The organism is Paracoccus alcaliphilus, assembly GCF_028553725.1.
In the GTDB taxonomy this organism is placed as follows: domain Bacteria; phylum Pseudomonadota; class Alphaproteobacteria; order Rhodobacterales; family Rhodobacteraceae; genus Paracoccus; species Paracoccus alcaliphilus.
Map to the genome: position 1 here is coordinate 1,026,703 of NZ_CP067124.1, position 15,284 is coordinate 1,041,986.

The 15,284-nt window shown below is 63.4% G+C and carries 15 protein-coding genes and 6 pseudogenes; 11 read left to right on the plus strand and 10 right to left on the minus strand.

The genetic code is table 11. The features are described 5' to 3' along the window. The first annotated feature begins 52 nt into the window (after positions 1-52). The 4 genes from JHW40_RS05280 to JHW40_RS05295 all read left to right on the plus strand — a co-directional run bounded on the left by JHW40_RS05280 (position 53) and on the right by JHW40_RS05295 (position 3,293). Complete coding sequence (locus JHW40_RS05280) at positions 53-1,480, plus strand: hypothetical protein (protein ID WP_090618113.1); 1,428 nt, start codon at positions 53-55, stop codon at positions 1,478-1,480. A gap of 210 nt (positions 1,481-1,690) precedes the next feature. Next, positions 1,691-1,897: a cold-shock protein gene (locus JHW40_RS05285; protein ID WP_090618111.1), complete on the plus strand. Its 207-nt coding sequence runs from the start codon at positions 1,691-1,693 to the stop codon at positions 1,895-1,897. Between the two features lie 63 nt (positions 1,898-1,960). Then, the gene (locus tag JHW40_RS05290; protein WP_090618109.1) at positions 1,961-2,185 is read left to right on the plus strand and encodes a hypothetical protein; all 225 of its coding nucleotides are present in this window, start codon (positions 1,961-1,963) and stop codon (positions 2,183-2,185) included. Positions 2,186-2,334: 149 nt separating this feature from the next. Next, positions 2,335-3,293, plus strand: a protein-coding gene (locus tag JHW40_RS05295) for an IS630 family transposase (RefSeq protein ID WP_272849073.1) whose coding sequence is annotated in 2 segments (ribosomal slippage) — positions 2,335-2,676 and positions 2,679-3,293 — 957 coding nt in all. Because the reading frame shifts where the segments join, the coding sequence is not laid out codon by codon here. A gap of 12 nt (positions 3,294-3,305) precedes the next feature. Here the strand turns inward: JHW40_RS05295 and JHW40_RS05300 are convergent. Further along, positions 3,306-3,773 (minus strand): annotated as a pseudogene (locus tag JHW40_RS05300) (integrase core domain-containing protein); the annotation flags it as partial. A gap of 67 nt (positions 3,774-3,840) precedes the next feature. Between JHW40_RS05300 and JHW40_RS05305 the strand changes: the two are divergent. Continuing rightward, a pseudogene (locus JHW40_RS05305) lies at positions 3,841-4,763 on the plus strand (IS5 family transposase). A gap of 57 nt (positions 4,764-4,820) precedes the next feature. Here the strand turns inward: JHW40_RS05305 and JHW40_RS05310 are convergent. The 5 genes and pseudogenes from JHW40_RS05310 to JHW40_RS05320 form a co-directional block, all read right to left on the minus strand. Next, positions 4,821-5,108 (minus strand): annotated as a pseudogene (locus tag JHW40_RS05310) (IS481 family transposase); the annotation flags it as partial. A gap of 72 nt (positions 5,109-5,180) precedes the next feature. After that, positions 5,181-5,444, minus strand: a pseudogene (locus tag JHW40_RS24310) (IS66 family transposase); the annotation flags it as partial. Beyond that, positions 5,424-6,053 (minus strand): annotated as a pseudogene (locus tag JHW40_RS24315) (IS66 family transposase); the annotation flags it as partial. The pseudogenes JHW40_RS24315 and JHW40_RS24310, both read right to left, overlap by 21 nt. 205 nt (positions 6,054-6,258) lie before the next feature. Next, positions 6,259-6,513 (minus strand): annotated as a pseudogene (tnpB, locus tag JHW40_RS24140) (IS66 family insertion sequence element accessory protein TnpB); the annotation flags it as partial. Further along, positions 6,513-6,932, minus strand: a complete 420-nt coding sequence (locus JHW40_RS05320; RefSeq protein ID WP_272848951.1) for a transposase — start codon at positions 6,930-6,932, stop codon at positions 6,513-6,515. The gene JHW40_RS05320 and the pseudogene tnpB, both read right to left, overlap by 1 nt. Between JHW40_RS05320 and JHW40_RS05325 the strand changes: the two genes are divergently transcribed. Further along, positions 6,921-7,319, plus strand: a complete 399-nt coding sequence (locus tag JHW40_RS05325) for a GNAT family N-acetyltransferase (RefSeq protein ID WP_090617752.1) — start codon at positions 6,921-6,923, stop codon at positions 7,317-7,319. The two genes, JHW40_RS05320 and JHW40_RS05325, sit on opposite strands and share 12 nt — an antisense overlap. 85 nt (positions 7,320-7,404) lie before the next feature. Here the strand turns inward: JHW40_RS05325 and rlmN are convergent, their stop codons facing one another. Then, complete coding sequence (rlmN, locus tag JHW40_RS05330) at positions 7,405-8,577, minus strand: dual-specificity RNA methyltransferase RlmN (protein WP_090617750.1); 1,173 nt, start codon at positions 8,575-8,577, stop codon at positions 7,405-7,407. A 175-nt stretch (positions 8,578-8,752) separates the two neighbouring features. Then, positions 8,753-9,274 carry an invasion associated locus B family protein gene (locus JHW40_RS05335; protein ID WP_090617748.1) on the minus strand — a complete coding sequence of 174 codons (522 nt, stop codon included), beginning with the start codon at positions 9,272-9,274 and terminating at the stop codon, positions 8,753-8,755. A gap of 146 nt (positions 9,275-9,420) precedes the next feature. Here JHW40_RS05335 and JHW40_RS05340 point away from each other — a divergent pair, with 146 nt between their 5' ends. Continuing rightward, positions 9,421-10,410: an asparaginase gene (locus JHW40_RS05340; RefSeq protein WP_090617746.1), complete on the plus strand. Its 990-nt coding sequence runs from the start codon at positions 9,421-9,423 to the stop codon at positions 10,408-10,410. Positions 10,411-10,413: 3 nt separating this feature from the next. Here the strand turns inward: JHW40_RS05340 and JHW40_RS05345 are convergent, their stop codons facing one another. After that, positions 10,414-11,172: a TSUP family transporter gene (locus JHW40_RS05345; RefSeq protein WP_090617744.1), complete on the minus strand. Its 759-nt coding sequence runs from the start codon at positions 11,170-11,172 to the stop codon at positions 10,414-10,416. A 132-nt stretch (positions 11,173-11,304) separates the two neighbouring features. On the opposite strand from JHW40_RS05345, the gene JHW40_RS05350 reads away from it, so the two are divergent. Genes JHW40_RS05350 through JHW40_RS05365 form a run of 4 tightly spaced genes read left to right on the plus strand, consistent with a single transcriptional unit; the run spans position 11,305 to position 14,296 of the window. After that, complete coding sequence (locus tag JHW40_RS05350; protein ID WP_090617742.1) at positions 11,305-12,006, plus strand: fumarylacetoacetate hydrolase family protein; 702 nt, start codon at positions 11,305-11,307, stop codon at positions 12,004-12,006. A gap of 21 nt (positions 12,007-12,027) precedes the next feature. Next, the gene (locus JHW40_RS05355; protein ID WP_090617754.1) at positions 12,028-12,702 is read left to right on the plus strand and encodes a lysophospholipid acyltransferase family protein; all 675 of its coding nucleotides are present in this window, start codon (positions 12,028-12,030) and stop codon (positions 12,700-12,702) included. Next, the gene (locus JHW40_RS05360) at positions 12,699-13,649 is read left to right on the plus strand and encodes a phosphatidate cytidylyltransferase (RefSeq protein WP_090617740.1); all 951 of its coding nucleotides are present in this window, start codon (positions 12,699-12,701) and stop codon (positions 13,647-13,649) included. Before JHW40_RS05355 ends, JHW40_RS05360 begins: the two co-directional genes overlap by 4 nt. Then, entirely contained in the window at positions 13,646-14,296 is a 651-nt protein-coding gene (locus JHW40_RS05365) for a CDP-alcohol phosphatidyltransferase family protein (RefSeq protein WP_090617739.1), read from the plus strand. Before JHW40_RS05360 ends, JHW40_RS05365 begins: the two co-directional genes overlap by 4 nt. Here JHW40_RS05365 and JHW40_RS05370 read toward each other — a convergent pair. Continuing rightward, entirely contained in the window at positions 14,235-15,179 is a 945-nt protein-coding gene (locus JHW40_RS05370; protein WP_090617738.1) for a LysR family transcriptional regulator, read from the minus strand. The two genes, JHW40_RS05365 and JHW40_RS05370, sit on opposite strands and share 62 nt — an antisense overlap. Positions 15,180-15,284 lie beyond the last annotated feature (105 nt).

The following is a 15,284-nucleotide window of genomic DNA, read 5'->3' on the forward strand; positions in this document are numbered from 1 at the left end:
CTTCCTCCGCGATCAGGGTAGAAAGGCAGAAAGTCACCCCGAACGGATCCAGATGCCCAACGGTTTCGCCTATCTCGCGCTGTTCGCCTGGCCTTTGGTGGCCTGGGCGTTGTTTCGGGCGCTACCACTCCATAAGGCGTTGATCTGGACAATGCTGGGTGGTTATCTGATTCTGCCTTCGGGAACCGGTATCAAGCTGCCGATGATTCCAAGTCTTGATAAGCATTCCATTTCAGCCGTCAGCGCCTTGATTTTCTGCCGCATCTATGCGCCGCACCCAGTTGGAACATCAGGCAACACCCAGGTCTGGACTGTAGGGCGGACAGCAGTTACGGCGCTTGTGGTGCTTCTGGTGAGTTCACCCTTCCTGACGGTGCTGACCAACCCTGAGCCACTCTTTTACGGGCCTCGCTTCATTCCCGGTTTGCGCCCTTATGATATACTGTCAATGATCTCATGGGCGGTAATGTCTATCCTTTCCTTTTTTCTCGCCCGGCGCCACTTGAATACACCCGAGGCTCACCGCGAATTCCTTCGTGTTTTCGTGTTTGGCGGACTGGTCTGCTCGCTCCCCGCTCTGGTCGAGGTGCGGTTAAGTCCACAATTACATACGTGGATCTATGGATTTTTCCCGCACGACTTTGCTCAGCATATCCGCGCGGGAGGATTTCGGCCCATTCTCTTCTTGAGCCATGGCCTGATGGTCGGGATCTTCTTTTGCCTCTCTACCCTTGCCGCGCTGGTGCTGTGGCGCGAGGCCCGACGTGAGAACAAGCCTGCCTTCCGCTGGCTCTGTGCGTCGCTGTGGTTGATGGCCATACTCGTGATGGTTAAAAGTGTTGGTGCACTTGCGATTGCATTGATGCTGGGGCTTGTCGTCGGCTTGATGGGGAGACGGCTGCAAGTTCTGCTCGCGGTCATTGTGGCAGGGGTTGTCCTGTTTTATCCGATGATGCGAGGGGCCGGCTATGTCCCGGTCGATGAGATCTACGATCTTGCCCTGTCCTATAGTGAAGATCGGGCACAATCGTTCAAATTCCGCCTCGACAACGAAGACGTTCTGCTCGCCCGCGCCAACGAGAAGCCTTTTTGGGGCTGGGGCGGATGGGGTCGTAATCAGATCTTTGACCCCGTGACGGGCAGGATGACCAGTGTGACCGATGGTATCTGGATCATCCTGATCGGGGTGTATGGCTGGGCCGGCTATATTGCCTATTTCGGCCTGCTGACGCTACCGATTCTGCTATTTTCACTGCATCAGCGCCGCTTTGGACCATCCCTGATCACACCGGGGCTGATAATCCTGCTCAGCGCTGTGTTGATTGACTTTCTCCCTAATGCCGGCTTGGTTCCCTATGTCTGGATGATGGCCGGAGCATTGGCCGGATTTGTGATGCAGCCTGTCAGGGAGGCAGGAAAAGCTGTCTCTCCCCAACATCGCATGACATCTGCGCCACGATGGCGACCACTCCTTGGCTGATCTCCCGGCATCTGGCGAACCGGATATGCCTCATATCCGACCGCTCCGGAAGCAGCGCGCCCTTGTATCGGCGCAGACAGCATCCATATATGCAGGGCAAACGTTCTTCTTTCGACCCTCTGTCTCCATCCGGCTTCAGACGTTCCAATGACGACGCTGAGCCGGGCTGCCGCATGTTGTGGGCAGCAAATATTTTGAGGAGACTACACGATGGCCAATGGCACCGTGAAATGGTTCAACGCAGACAAAGGTTTCGGCTTTATCGCCCCCGCGAATGGCGGACGTGACGTTTTTGTGCATGTATCCTCGGTCGAGCGGTCCGGCGTGGGCCAATTGAGCGACGGACAGGCGGTCACCTACGATATCGAATCCGGTCGGGATGGTCGGGAATCCGCCATCAATCTCGCTCTGGCATAAGCTTGCTTCCCGCGCATTTTTCCGGCCTGTGATGGGCCGGATTTCGTTTCTAAGGAGCTGAAAATGACCGCCAGGAAGTCCCCGAATGCACGTTACAGCACCCTGGGCATCGCTCCGAAAACACCCCACGAACGAACCGCCGAGGCCGCAAAGCAAGTCATTTCGGATGACCTGAAGCAGCGCGACGAAAATATCGCCCGTTTGCGGGCCCTGCGTATCGCCAAAGAGGCACAGGATGCGGCGACCGATGCCGCGACTGCGCCCGCCAGGAAAAAGCGACCGACCTGAAGGCCTGATCCTTTGGGGCCAGACAATGATACTGGCCCTCGATTTGCGGCGGCGCAAGCAACACCTAAAGCATTTCTACTGAACCCTGAATCGTTTGGGGTTCCGTCGCAGCGCGGATCGTGATTCCCTTCTGTCTGGGAGGATAGATCATGTCAGCACCATTGCCGTCGGCGCTCCGGACGCGGTTTCAGCGATATATCGAGGAAGGTTTAAGCGGTCGGGCGGCGGCGCTGCGGCTGAAACTCTCGCCGGCGACCGGAGCAAGTTGGGGCCGGGCGATCAGGACCAGGGGGCATGCCGAACCATTGCCCCAGGGACGTCCCAAAGGGCATGGAAAGCTTGCCCCGCACCGGGCCTTTTTCGAGGAACTGCTCGCACAGGATCCCGACATCACGCTGTTCGAACTCAGGGACGCGCTGGTCGCAGCGGAAGGCGTTCGTGTCCATCACTCGTCCATTGCCAGTCTGCTGTCGCGGCTTGGGTTCACCTATAAAAAAAGTCGCTGGTGGCCGCCGAACGCCGTGGTGCCAGGGTAAGACAGCGGCGAACCGACTGGTTCGAGCATCGCTTGCCAGCCATCGCGGATCGGCCGGAACGCGTGGTTTTCATAGACGAGACCTCGGTGAAGACCAATCTCACCCGTCTGCGGGGTCGTGCCCTGCGCGGCACACGCCTGACCATGGATGCGCCCTTCGGCAGCTGGGGAACACAGACCCTGATCGCCGGGCTCACACCGGATGCCCTGATTGCGCCCTGGTGCATCCGGGGCGCAATGGACGGCCCCGCCTTCGCAGCCTGGGTTCGCGAGGTCCTGATCCCGGAGATCGAGCCGGGAACCGTGGTGATCCTCGACAACCTTGCCACCCACCACAACAAGCAGGCTGCTGAGGCTCTGCGTGCCCATCGCTGCTGGTTTCTCTATCTGCCGCCATATTCGCCGGACCTGAACCCCATCGAAATGGCATTCGCAAAACTCAAGGCGCACCTGCGCAGGATCGGGGCAAGAACATTTACCGACGTCTTCAAGGCCATCGGCGAAGTCTGTGATCTCTTCGATCCCGGCGAATGTTGGAACTACTTCAAGGCCGCAGGATATGTCGCAGGTTAAAACAGAAATGCTTTAGCTGTTCAGTCCCGGCATCCGGTGTATCGGATTTAAGATGAATCGATTTGGCTCTGAAGTCCAGATTTTGCAGATGTATTCGTAGGGCGTAAGACCGTTGAGGGTCTTGAGCCTGCGTGCGAAGTTGTATGCGCCCATGAAGTCGACGAGGTGCGTGCGCAGCTGATCATGGCTGTCATAATGGTATTTCTTTACCGTCGCCTCCTTGATCGTGCGGTTCATTCGTTCGACCTGGCCGTTGGTCCAAGGGTGGTTTGGCTTGGTCAGCCGGTGCTCGATTTCATTGGCCTCGCATATCATGTCGAAGCGCATCTGCCGCGAATATGCCGTGTTTCGGTTGCGAGGCTGCTCAGCAGACTGGATGCCGTTATCGGTCAGGATCGTTTGGATGCGATATGGGACGGCCTTGAGCAGGTGTTCGAGGAATTCCCACGCGGTCTTGCGATCCGCTTTGCCCACGAGCTGGGCGTTGTTGCAGAACTGATCATCATCCGGGATTCACGGCGTGAATCTGGTGGGTTAAGAGCCTGCCATGAGCAAGCCCGAACCTGCCCGCTACGGTACGACCAACTGGCAATCCTATAACGACGCGCTGAAGCGGCGCGGATCTCTGCTCGTCTGGCTGGACCGGGACATGGACTGGCCTGCGCCGAAGGCAGGCAAGCCCGGACGTCCGCCGGTCTTCTCCGATGCCGCCATCCAGTTCTGCCTGATGATGAAGGTGCCCTTCGGCCTGCCGCTTCGGCAAACGACCGGACTGGTCGCCAGCATCCTCGAGATGGCTGGTCTGGACTGGCCGGTCCCGCGCTCAGCCGCCGCCAGAAGGCAATCGCGGTCCAGCTTTCGTCGCGCCGGGCTCCGGGCCCTCTGAACCTGCTGGTGGATAGCACCGGGATCAAGTTCCTGGGCGACGGAGAGTGGCTGGCGAGGAAGCATGGCACCCACCGCCGGCGCCAGTACCGCAAGGTCCATCTGGCGATGGACACGGCGACCGGCAACGTCCGGGCGGTGGAATTCACCTCCAGCCGTGAGGGCGACAGCCCCGTTCTCCCTGATCTTCTGGACCAGATCCCGGAAGACGAGGAAATCGGCACCGTTACCGGTGATGGCGCCGAAGGCACCCGCCGTTGCCATTCGGCGATCCTCGCGCGCGGTGGCACAGGGATCATTCCCATCCGCAGAAATGGCCGCCTCTGGAAAGAAGATTGCCCCGCTGCCCTGGCCCGCAACGACATCCTGAGGGCAACCCGGCGTCTCGGCCGGACGATTTGGAAAAGATGGTCCGGCGACCATGTCCGCAGCCGGGTCGAGGCCCGGATGAGGAACCTGAAATCCTTCGGCGAGCGGATCGCCTCGAGGGACCCCGACCGTCAGACAGCCAAGATCCACATCCGCGTGGCCCTGATGAACCGCTTCAATGCCCTCGGCACCGCCCAGATCGAACGCGTGGCATGAACTCAGCCGGGAAAAGCGGCATTATGTCCTGAAAACGACTTCTGCAACAATGCCCACGAGCTGTGTGACTGCAAACTTGCTGCTCCGGTCAATGCCTACAAAGAGATAGAGCTTGCCTTCGACCGTCTGCACCTCAGCGATATCGATATGAAAGAAGCCGATGGGATAACGCTTGAACTTCTGGCGCTTCGGCTTGTCTCCCTCGATTTCCGGCAGACGAGAGATGCTGTGCCGCTGAAGGCAACGATGGAGCGCTGACCGTGTCAGATGCGGTATCGATGGCTGAAGGGCGTAGAGGCAATCATCCAGTGGGAGTAACGTATGCCGTCGGAATGCGACGATCATTGACGCTTGGTCGTAGCACCAGGACATGAGGTCGTCGATGCGGGATCTGGGGTGTCCGTCGAGGATGGCCCGGAGGGTATCGGCGAGGTAGCCGACGGGGTTCACGCCGGACAGCTTGCAGGTGGCAACCAGCGAGGCGAGCATGGCCCAGTTCTCGGCGCCGATTTCGTTCCCTGCGAAGAGGGCGTTCTTCCGGGTCAGCGCGATCGGACGGATCTGGTTTTCGACCGGGTTGGTGTCCAGCTCGAGGGTGCCATCGTCGATAAAGCGGGTCTCGTCGACGAAGATCCGGTCGGCGGCGCGCAGGTGGACCTTCATGTGGTCGATCACGGGCATCAGGTGGAAGCAGGCGCGGCCGGCCCAATTGCCGAATGTGCCGCGGTCGAGGTGGAGCCCCTGCCGCTCGAAGATCCCCGCCTGGCGGTAAAATGGAAGGTGGTCGCCGAACTTCGAGATGATGATCCATGCGATCAGCCGCTCGGTGGGCAGGCCGCCCGGCACGACGTGCTCGGGCGCATGAGCCTGCACCACGGCCTGCGAGCAGCGGCGACAGGCATATCTGGGGCGCCGCGTCACAAGAACCTGGAACTGCGCTGGGATCACGTCGAGCCGCTCGGAGACATCCTCCCCGATCCGGGCCATCTCACTACAACCGCAGGGGCAAAGGGTGCTGGCCGGCTCGATCACGCGCTCGACCCGGGGCAGATGCCCACGGTTGCGCGCGGGCTTGCGAGGTTCTTCTCCTTGCGCCCGGGCAAGCGCGGCTTCAGCCTTCTCCTGTGCGGCCTCAAGCACGCCCTGGGCCAGTTCGGCGTCCTCGAGCGGCAAATTGAACTGGTCGGGTGACAACTTCTCGGAACTCTTGCCAAAGCGCTCGCGCTGCGAGGCGCGCAGGATACCCTCCAGCCGGCGGTTGGCCTCCTGCACCTCCGCGAGGCGGGCCTTCAAATGAGCGTTCTCGCGGCTGGGAATGTTGGCATCCATGCCTGAAGTGAATCACGCTGATGCCGTTCTGGCCAGTAAAAGCGGGGCCTCCACTGCGTCGGCCGCACTTACCCTGCAACCAGCGGGCGGCGACCCGCTCGGGTCTTGCCAGTCTCCAGTCCAACCCCTCGAACAGCGCCGCCAGCTGCGCCGAGGACATGCGCATCACCCCATCCCGCACCTGCGGCCAGAAGAACTTGCCGCCCTCGAGGCGCTTGTGAACCAGCACCATCCCGGTCTGGTCCCAGACCAGCATCTTGATACGATCTGCCCGCTTCGCCCGGAAGACGAAGATCGCCCCGCAGAACGGGTCGGGCCCGAACATCTCCTGCACCGCCAGCGCCAGCCCGTCGATGCCCTTGCGGAAGTCCACCGGCCGCGTCGCCACGTAGACCTTCACCGGCCCGCCCTGACCGAGCATCACGACGCCCCCGCCCGCGCCGCTCGGATCGACCGCGTAAGCAGAACCTCATCGGTATCTGCGCCGACGCGGATCACGACATCACCCACAACGATCTCCACGCCGGTGCCGGCCTCTGTCTCTGCCGGCATCTCCGCTGCGGCGCCCTCGACGACCAGTTCTGCAAACATCGGCAGTGCCGCCATGCTCTCGGGCACGACAAGCTGTCCGTCCCGTAGCTTCTGCCGCCAGTCATAAACCTGCCAGCGCGTCGCACCGTGCCGCCGCGCGACTTCGGTCACCGAAGTTCGCCGCACCAAGCTCTCCGCCGCAATCCGCGCCCGCTCCGCCTTCGTGCGTCGCTGACGCCCGGTCGGCCCCTCCATCACTTCCAGCCGCGAAACCCCACCATCCGAGAAGCCGTCCAAATGGCCGCCCATCTTGCCGTCTCGTTCCAAGCCAACACCTCCGACGTTCATGCGCACGGAGATTGGCCCGTTCAGAGCACCAGCGGCAGGAGGGGATCAGCGGCGCGCTTACTCAGAATCGAAGCGACATCCAAGATAAAGCACATCGCCACAATTTTGGGTGTGTATTTATCTTCGGATAATCATGGCACAGGTCTTGCAAAGGGGTTGGTGCAAGCGGCAGTCGCGGAAGCGCGTAGCAACTGCGTAACGGTTCGGCTTTCAGTTGTTACATCCAACGAGCCAGCCATCCGGCTCTACAAGCGCGCGGGTTTCAAGACTTGGACCGTGGACACAAACGCGCTTTACGTCAACGGTGCTTTCCTTGACGAGGCCTTGATGCGCGTAGACTTCGTTTGATTGCTTTCGACCCGCAAACCGGCCACCAGCCAGACAAGCTTGGAAAACCCACGGACTCACCCCAGACATGCGGGCATGGGCCCTGTCACCCCGCCGCTTCGGCCGCGATCTCCGCCCGCGATTTCCGCCCGCGTTCGGTCGCGGATTTCAGCTGCCCGCAGGCGGCCATGATATCCTCGCCGCGCGGCGTGCGGATGGGGCTGGCATAGCCGGCCTTGTGAACGATATCGGCGAAAGCCTCGATCCGCTCCCAGCTTGACCGCTTGTAGGGCGCGCCGGGCCATTCGTTGAACGGGATCAGGTTGATCTTGGCGGGAATGCCGCGAATCAGGCGGACCAGGCGGCGCGCGTCCTCGTCGCTGTCATTCACCCCGTCCAGCATCACATATTCAAAGGTGATCCGCTCGCTGTTCGACAGACGCGGATATTCGCGCAGCGCGTCCAGCAGGGCGGCGATGTTCCAGCGCCGGTTGATCGGCACCAGACGGTCGCGCACCTCGTTGGTGGTGGCGTGGAAACTGACGGCCAGCAGGCAGCCGATCTCCTCGGCCGTACGCGCGATCTCGGGCACCACGCCGCTGGTGGACAGCGTGATCCGGCGGCGCGACAGGCTCAGCCCCTCGCCATCCATCACCACCCGCATGGCATCGCGCACCGATTCGAAATTATACAAGGGCTCGCCCATGCCCATCAGCACCATATTGCTGATCAGCCGGGTCTCGTCCTTGGGGGCGCCCTGCACCGGCCATTCGCCCAGATCGTCGCGCGCCACCATCAACTGGCCGACAATCTCGCCCGCCGTCAGGTTGCGCACCAGCTTCTGCGTGCCGGTATGACAGAAGGAGCAGGTCAGCGTGCACCCGACCTGAGAGCTGACGCACAGCGTCCCGCGCCCTTCTTCGGGGATATAGACCGCCTCGACCTCATGCCCGCCCGCGATACGCAACAGATATTTGCGCGTCCCGTCGGCGCTGACCTGCCGGGTCACCACCTCGGGCAGGGCAATCTCGAACTTCTCGGCCAGCAGGGCACGGTAATCCTTGGCCAGATTGGTCATCCGGTCAAAATCGCGCAGCCCCCAGTGATAGATCCACTGCCAGACCTGCCCGACCCGCATCTTCGCCTGTTTCTCGGGCGTGCCCGCCTCGATCAGCGCATCGCGCAACTGCTCGCGCGTCAGCCCGACGATATTCATCCGGCCACCCTGAGGCAACTGGCGGGGAATGGTCAGCACATCCTGCGTGATGGGGGCGTTCATTGGGCTACCGGCGCTTGGGCAAAGCCTGCAAATAAGCGAAACGTGCCGGCAATTCAACCGACGCCATCATCTTTGGTGTGTCAAATATCCCGGGGGAGCGAAAACCGCCCCCATCGAGGGGGCGGTTTTCGCGGGGGCAGAGCCCCCAGGTCCCGCCAAAGGCCGACCGATCAGCTTACTGGCAACGCTCGCGCGCGGCGTTGGTGGCCGCGGTGATGCCCATCAGGCTGAACGTGTCCTTGGTGGTGGTGCCGCGCGAAGACCGCCCGGTCACGACCACATTCGCGCCGCTGCGCAGCGCCGCGACCAGCCGCTCGTCATCCGAGGGGCTGCCGGTCCAGGCGCTTTCGCCTTCGGTGAACAGATTGAACTTCTGCCCGCCGACATCGACCTCGACCGTCGAATCCGGCGCGAAGGGATAGCCGCCGGTAAAGGAGACCTCGCCGTTCTGGCCGGGGCGATAGGCGACATACAGGCGGATATCGCCGCGCGTCACCTCGACCGTGCTGCCATCGCGGGTATTGACCGTCGATTTCGGCGGCGACACGGCCCAGCATTCCTTGGGGTTGTCGGCGGCGAAGACGGTCCAGTCTCCTTCCGTCGCCACCACATTCGTTGATTCCTGTGCACCGGCTGTCCCCAGTCCGGCGACCAGTACTGCGATGGCGCACATGCCGCGCAGCGCGTTTGTCTTCATGCTCTGGCCTCCTGCCATGTTTCGCCACTTCGCAGGGCGTCGTTCCCGTTTGATGTGGTCTTTTCAACCATCTGCGGCCACGATAGCGAAAATCACCGCCTGCAAAAGAGCACAAGCCCTAAAATCGCGCAATTGTCAGGGAAAAAATGTCGAAGGGAACAGAACTGGTCGAATTGTGGCGCGGAGAACTGCGCGAAAGCACCCATTGCGGCCATGCGGTGATCTGCGACCGCTCGGGCGTGCTGCGCGCCTGGGGCGATCCGGGGGCGGTGATCTATCCGCGATCCTCGTGCAAGATGATCCAGGCGCTGCCCCTGATCGAAAGCGGCGCGGCTGATGCGGCGGGTCTTGGGACAAGGCAACTGGCGCTGGCCTGCGCCAGCCACAGCGGCGCGGCGTTGCATGTGCAGGGGGTGGGCGACTGGCTGGCGGCGCAGGGCATGGCCGAATCCGATCTGCGCTGCGGTTGCCACATGCCGCGCGACCGCGACGAATCCTGCCGCCTGATCCGCGCCGATGCGCAGCCCTGCCAGTTGCACAACAACTGCTCGGGCAAGCATGCCGGATTCCTGACGCTGAACAGGCATCTGGGCGGCGGCGCGGAATATGTCGCGCCGGATCATCCGGTGCAGCAGGCGATCAAGGCCGCTTTCGAGGATGTCACGGAGGAGGCCAGCCCCGGTTTCGGCATCGACGGATGTTCCGCCCCCAATCACGCCTGCACTCTGGCGGGACTGGGCCGGGCCATGGCCGCCTTTGCCAATCCCGGCACCGACCTGCGCGGGCAGGCGATGCGCCGTCTGACCGATGCCATGCGCCGCCATCCCGAACTGGTCGCCGGAGAGGGGCGCGCCTGCACCATCCTGATGCGGGCCACCGGCGGCCGGGCAGTGGTCAAGACCGGGGCCGAGGCGGTTTTCGTCGCCATCCTGCCCGATCAGGGTCTGGGCATCGCGCTGAAGGTCACCGATGGCGCCACCCGTGCCAGCGAGGCCGCGATCACCGCGCTGCTTCTGGATCTGGGGCTTTTGTCCGCCAACGATCCCGCCGCGCAGCGTTTCCTGCCGCGTCCCATCCGCAACTGGCGCGGCATTGCCACGGGCGATCTGCGCGCTGCGCCGGGCTTTCCGGGCTGACGCTCAGATCAACTGCCAGATCAGCCGCAGCGCCAGCAGGGTCGAGGTCACCACCAGCAGCGGCTTGATCAGCCTTGCGCCGATGCGCGTGGCCAGCCGGGTGCCCAGAATCGCGCCGCCGATCTGGGCCACGCCCATGACCAGCCCCAGCAGCCACAGCGGCTGGCCGATCAGCGCAAATGCCAGCAGCCCGCCGATATTCGAGGCGAAGTTCAGCAGCTTGGTATGGGCGGTGGCCTTCAGCACGCCGTAACCGGCCAATGAGATGAAGGCGATCATATAGAACGACCCGGCCCCCGGCCCGACCAGCCCGTCATAGAACCCGATCAGCGGCGCGGCGGTCAGCGCGAAAATGGCGGGCGTCAGCCGCTGCGTGCGGTCCAGATCGTCCAGTCCCGGCTTCAGCGCGAAAAACGCCGCAATGCCGATCAGGATGACTGGCAGCAGGATGCGCAGCCCCTCGGTCGGGATCTGGGTAATCAGTGCGGCTCCGGCCATGCCGCCCAACCCGGCCAGCAGCGCCGGTTTCCACTGGCGCCGCAGATCGACCAGCCCGCTTGCGGCATAGCCGATGGCGGCGGTCGCCGCGCCGAACGCGCCCTGCACCTTGTTCGTGGCCAGTGCCTGCGCGGGCGGCACCCCCGCCAGCATCAGCACCGGCAGGGTGATCAGCCCGCCGCCGCCCGCAATGGCATCAATGACGCCTGCGACAAAGGCCGCCGCCACCAACATCAGGACAAGTTCGAGCGAGAGTTCCAGCATGGCGCGCCGATGCGCCTTTCGCCGCCGATTGTAAAGACCTGCCGACGGGGGGGCGGGCCGTTCCCGCTTGACCCCCGCTGCCGTTGCCGAAACACTTGACGGATTCCGCACGGCATATGGACCACAGACGCGATGACGCAATATATCCTTCCCCCCCAGCCGCAGCCTTCGCTTCCCGTCAGCGGCAGCGAGGCGCGCTTTCCGGTGCGCCGCATCTATTGCGTGGGCCGCAACTATGCCGAACATGCGCGGGAAATGGGCCATGATCCCGAACGCGAGCCGCCGTTCTTCTTTTCCAAACCCGCCGATACGCTGCTGGCCGACGGGCGGGCGCTGCCCTATCCGTCGATGACGGCCGATCTGCATTACGAGGCCGAACTGGTCGTGGCCATCGGCAAGCCCGGCGCGGCGATCCGGCCCGAGGATGCGGCGGATCACATCTGGGGCTTTGCCACCGGCAACGATTTCACCCGGCGCGACCTTCAGGCGGTGGCCAAGAAGATGGCGCGACCCTGGGACATGGCCAAGGGCTTCGATCTGTCCGCCGCCTGCGGCACGCTGCATCCGGTGTCGCAGACCGGGCCGATGCGATCGGGCTTCATCCGCCTGTGGGTGAATGACGATCTGCGTCAGGATGGCGATCTGGACCAGATGATCTGGTCGGTCCCCGAGGTGATCGCCCATCTGTCGCGTTTCGTGGCGCTGGCGCCGGGCGATCTGATCTTTACCGGCACCCCCGCGGGCGTCGGCGCGGTCGAGGCCGGACGCCGCGTCACCGTCGAAATCGAGGGGCTTGACCCGCTGGTGACCGAAATCACCGATTCCGCCACCTGAACGCCGGACCCCAGGATGACGATGCCGGATCACAAAAACGCGGGCCATGCCGGACGACATCTGGCCGCGCATGTCGTGGGCCGCTCGATCAACATGTTCGCGCGGCTGCTGACGGCGGTGCGGCCCTTGTGGCAGGGGCTGGACCCGGCGGACCGGCGGCAGCGGGTCTATTTCGCCAATCACGCCAGCCACGGCGATTTCATCCTGATCTGGTCGGTGCTGCCGCCGCGCCTGCGCGACGCCACTCGCCCGGTTGCCGGGGCGGATTACTGGGGCGGCGGCGGGCTGCGCGGCTTTATCGGGCGCGATGTGTTCAATGCGCTGCTGATCGACCGCCAGCGCAGCGATCCGGGCAGCGATCCCATCGCGCAGATGGCCGGGGCGCTGGACCGCGGCGCCTCGCTGATCCTGTTCCCCGAAGGCACGCGCAACCTGACGGATGAGGCCCTGCTGCCCTTCAAAAGCGGGCTTTACCATCTTGCCGCCGCGCGTCCCGATGTGGATCTGGTGCCGGTCTGGATCGAGAACCTGAACCGCGTCCTGCCCAAGGGCAGCTTCATCCCGGTGCCGTTGATGTGCCGCACGATCTTTGGCGCGCCGCTGCATCTGGCGGCGGATGAGGACAAGGCGGCCTTCCTGACCCGCGCCCGCGATGCGCTGCTGGCACTGCGCCCCAACCCGGAGAGTGGCCGATGACCGCCTTTCATTCCGACCTGCTGGCCGTCATCGCCGGGATCGGCGCGGTGCTGTTGCTGGCATCCGCCGTCGGCTGGGTGCTGCAACGCCGCCTGTCGCCGAACGGCGAAAACGCCGCCATCGAGAACCTGAACGACCGCATCCGCGCCTGGTGGATCATGGTCATCGCCATGTCGCTGGCCTTTCTGGGCGGGCGAACCGGGGTGCTGCTGCTGTTCCTGATCTGCTCTTTCGCGGCCCTGCGAGAGTTCATGACGCTGACCAATGCCAGCCGCGCCGATCACTGGACGCTGGTCGGTGCGTTCTTCGTCGTGCTGCCGGTGCAGTATTACCTGATCTGGATCGGCTGGTATGGGCTGTTTTCCATCTTCATCCCGGTCTGGGTGTTCCTGCTGCTGCCCATCGTCTCGGCCCTGCGCGGAGAGGTGCGGAATTACCTGATCCGGGTGGCGGAAATGCAATGGGCGCTGATGATCTGCGTCTTTTGCGCCTCGCATGTGCCGGCGCTTCTGAACCTGAACATCCCGGGCTTCGAGGGGCGCAACGTGCTGCTGATCGCCTTTCTGGTCGTGGTGGTGCAACTGTCGGACGTGCTGCAATATGTCTGGGGCAAGCTGATCGGACGGCACAAGATCGCGCCGAAGCTGTCGCCCTCGAAAACCGTCGAGGGCTTTGTCGGTGGCAGCCTGTCGGCCACGCTGATTGCGGCCAGCCTGTGGTGGATGACGCCGTTTTCGCCGCTGGAAGCCGGGCTGATGGGGTTCGTCATCACGATGATGGGCTTTTGCGGCGGGTTGGTCATGTCGGCGATCAAGCGTGACCGGGGCGTCAAGGACTGGGGCCATTCCATCGCCGGGCATGGCGGCTTTATCGACCGCCTGGATTCGGTGGTGTTTTCCGCCCCGATCTTCTTCCACCTGACCCGCTATTACTGGAGCATGGGATGAGCGGGCCTGAAAACCGCCGCCCTCTGGCCAGCCGCCAGACCGGCTGGGCCGCGACTGTGACCCGTTGGCTGGCAGGAACGGCGGTTACGCCCAACCAGATTTCGCAGGCGGGGATGATCGCGGCGTTGCTGGCCGGGGCGGCCTTCTGGGCGTCGGGCAGCGTCGGGGGTGGCGCGCGCGTGGCGCTGCTGATCGCGGCGGGGTTGTTGGTGCAGCTGCGGCTGCTGTGCAACCTGTTCGATGGCATGGTCGCCATCGAGGCCGGACGCAGTGCCCCCGATGGCGGCTTCTGGAATGAATTTCCCGACCGGGTGTCGGACCTGCTGATCCTGATGGGGGCGGCGCTGGCGGTGGGCGAACCCGCACTGGGTTGGGCGGCGGCCGGCATGGCCTTTCTGACCGCATATTTGCGCGAACTGGGCGTGAATTGCGGCGCGGGCGCGGATTTCAGCGGGCCGATGGCAAAACAGCACCGCATGGCGGTGATGACGGCGGCGGCGGGTCTGTCGATATTCGAGCCCCTTGCGGGCTGGCACGGACAGGTTCTGACGGCGGCGCTGTGGCTGGTGGCGATTGGCGCGGCGTTTACGGTTCTGCGCCGGGCGGTGCGGCTGGTGCGGGTTCTGCGGGCGGGCCGGGGCGGTTGAGGATCGCCTCGCGTTCGCGCAGGCTGTCGGTCAGAAAACCGATCACGGCGGATTCGCGGCGCATATGGCGTATGTCGCGATGGCAGGTCATCCAGTAGCTGCGTTGCAGGCGGACCTGATCGGGCAGCACGATTTGCAGGTCGGAATGGCGGTTGGCGATGTAATGGGGCAGCACGCACAGCCCCAGCCCGCTGCGCGTCGCAGCCAGCTGGTTGAAGATGCTGGAGCTTTTGATAACCGGCCGGATCGCCGGATGGATCTCGCCCAGATAGTCCAGCCCCGGCGCGACGATCATTTCCTCGATATAGCCGATGAAGCGGTGGCCGGGCAGGTCGTCGCGGCTGCGGATCATGGTGTTCTGACGCAGATATTCGCGCGAGGCAAAGATATGCAGCGTGTAATTCACCATCTTTTCCGACCGATAGGGGCCACTGGTCAGCGGGTCCAGCGTGACCGACAGTTCCGCCTCTCGCCGCGACAGGGACAGGATCTGCGTCATTGTCATCAGTTCCAGCGAGATCAGCGGAAAGCGGAGGGTGAATTCGGGCAGCAGCCGGGTTGAAAAGAAGGTGCCGAAGCCTTCGGGCACCGCCAGCCGCAGCGGGCGGGACTGGCCCCATGTGCTGCTTTGATCGACGGGGATGCGCAGGGCGGCCTCTTCCATGCGCTCGGCGGTCTCGATCAGGCGGCGCCCGGCGGCGGTGGGCTCATATCCGCGGGGGTTGCGCTCGAACAGGCGCAGTTTCAGCGCCCGTTCCAGCCGGTCGATCCGACGCGACACCGTCACATGCGACGTGCCCAGCCTGCGCGCTGCGCGCGACAACTGACCGTCACGCGCAACCGCAAGAAAGAAATGAAGGTCGTCCCAGCTGAAATCGGCCATATCTGTTCGAAAATGTACAGAACCTGTAAGAAATTAATCAGCTCTGAACGCTTGTGTCAAACTGGGAATGGGTTCATCCTTTCGTCATGCCCGGCAGGCCAGAGG

Bases quoted from the DNA above. Each gene is read 5' to 3' on its own strand.
- JHW40_RS05280 (WP_090618113.1), top strand. From the start codon at position 53: ATGCCCAACGGTTTCGCCTATCTCGCGCTGTTCGCCTGGCCTTTGGTG.
- JHW40_RS05285 (WP_090618111.1), top strand. From the start codon at position 1,691: ATGGCCAATGGCACCGTGAAATGGTTCAACGCAGACAAAGGTTTCGGC.
- JHW40_RS05290 (WP_090618109.1), top strand. From the start codon at position 1,961: ATGACCGCCAGGAAGTCCCCGAATGCACGTTACAGCACCCTGGGCATC.
- JHW40_RS05325 (WP_090617752.1), top strand. From the start codon at position 6,921: ATGGCCGCCCATCTTGCCGTCTCGTTCCAAGCCAACACCTCCGACGTT.
- JHW40_RS05320 (WP_272848951.1), bottom strand. From the start codon at position 6,932: ATGGGCGGCCATTTGGACGGCTTCTCGGATGGTGGGGTTTCGCGGCTG.
- rlmN (WP_090617750.1), bottom strand. From the start codon at position 8,577: ATGAACGCCCCCATCACGCAGGATGTGCTGACCATTCCCCGCCAGTTG.
- JHW40_RS05335 (WP_090617748.1), bottom strand. From the start codon at position 9,274: ATGAAGACAAACGCGCTGCGCGGCATGTGCGCCATCGCAGTACTGGTC.
- JHW40_RS05340 (WP_090617746.1), top strand. From the start codon at position 9,421: ATGTCGAAGGGAACAGAACTGGTCGAATTGTGGCGCGGAGAACTGCGC.
- JHW40_RS05345 (WP_090617744.1), bottom strand. From the start codon at position 11,172: ATGCTGGAACTCTCGCTCGAACTTGTCCTGATGTTGGTGGCGGCGGCC.
- JHW40_RS05350 (WP_090617742.1), top strand. From the start codon at position 11,305: ATGACGCAATATATCCTTCCCCCCCAGCCGCAGCCTTCGCTTCCCGTC.
- JHW40_RS05355 (WP_090617754.1), top strand. From the start codon at position 12,028: ATGCCGGATCACAAAAACGCGGGCCATGCCGGACGACATCTGGCCGCG.
- JHW40_RS05360 (WP_090617740.1), top strand. From the start codon at position 12,699: ATGACCGCCTTTCATTCCGACCTGCTGGCCGTCATCGCCGGGATCGGC.
- JHW40_RS05365 (WP_090617739.1), top strand. From the start codon at position 13,646: ATGAGCGGGCCTGAAAACCGCCGCCCTCTGGCCAGCCGCCAGACCGGC.
- JHW40_RS05370 (WP_090617738.1), bottom strand. From the start codon at position 15,179: ATGGCCGATTTCAGCTGGGACGACCTTCATTTCTTTCTTGCGGTTGCG.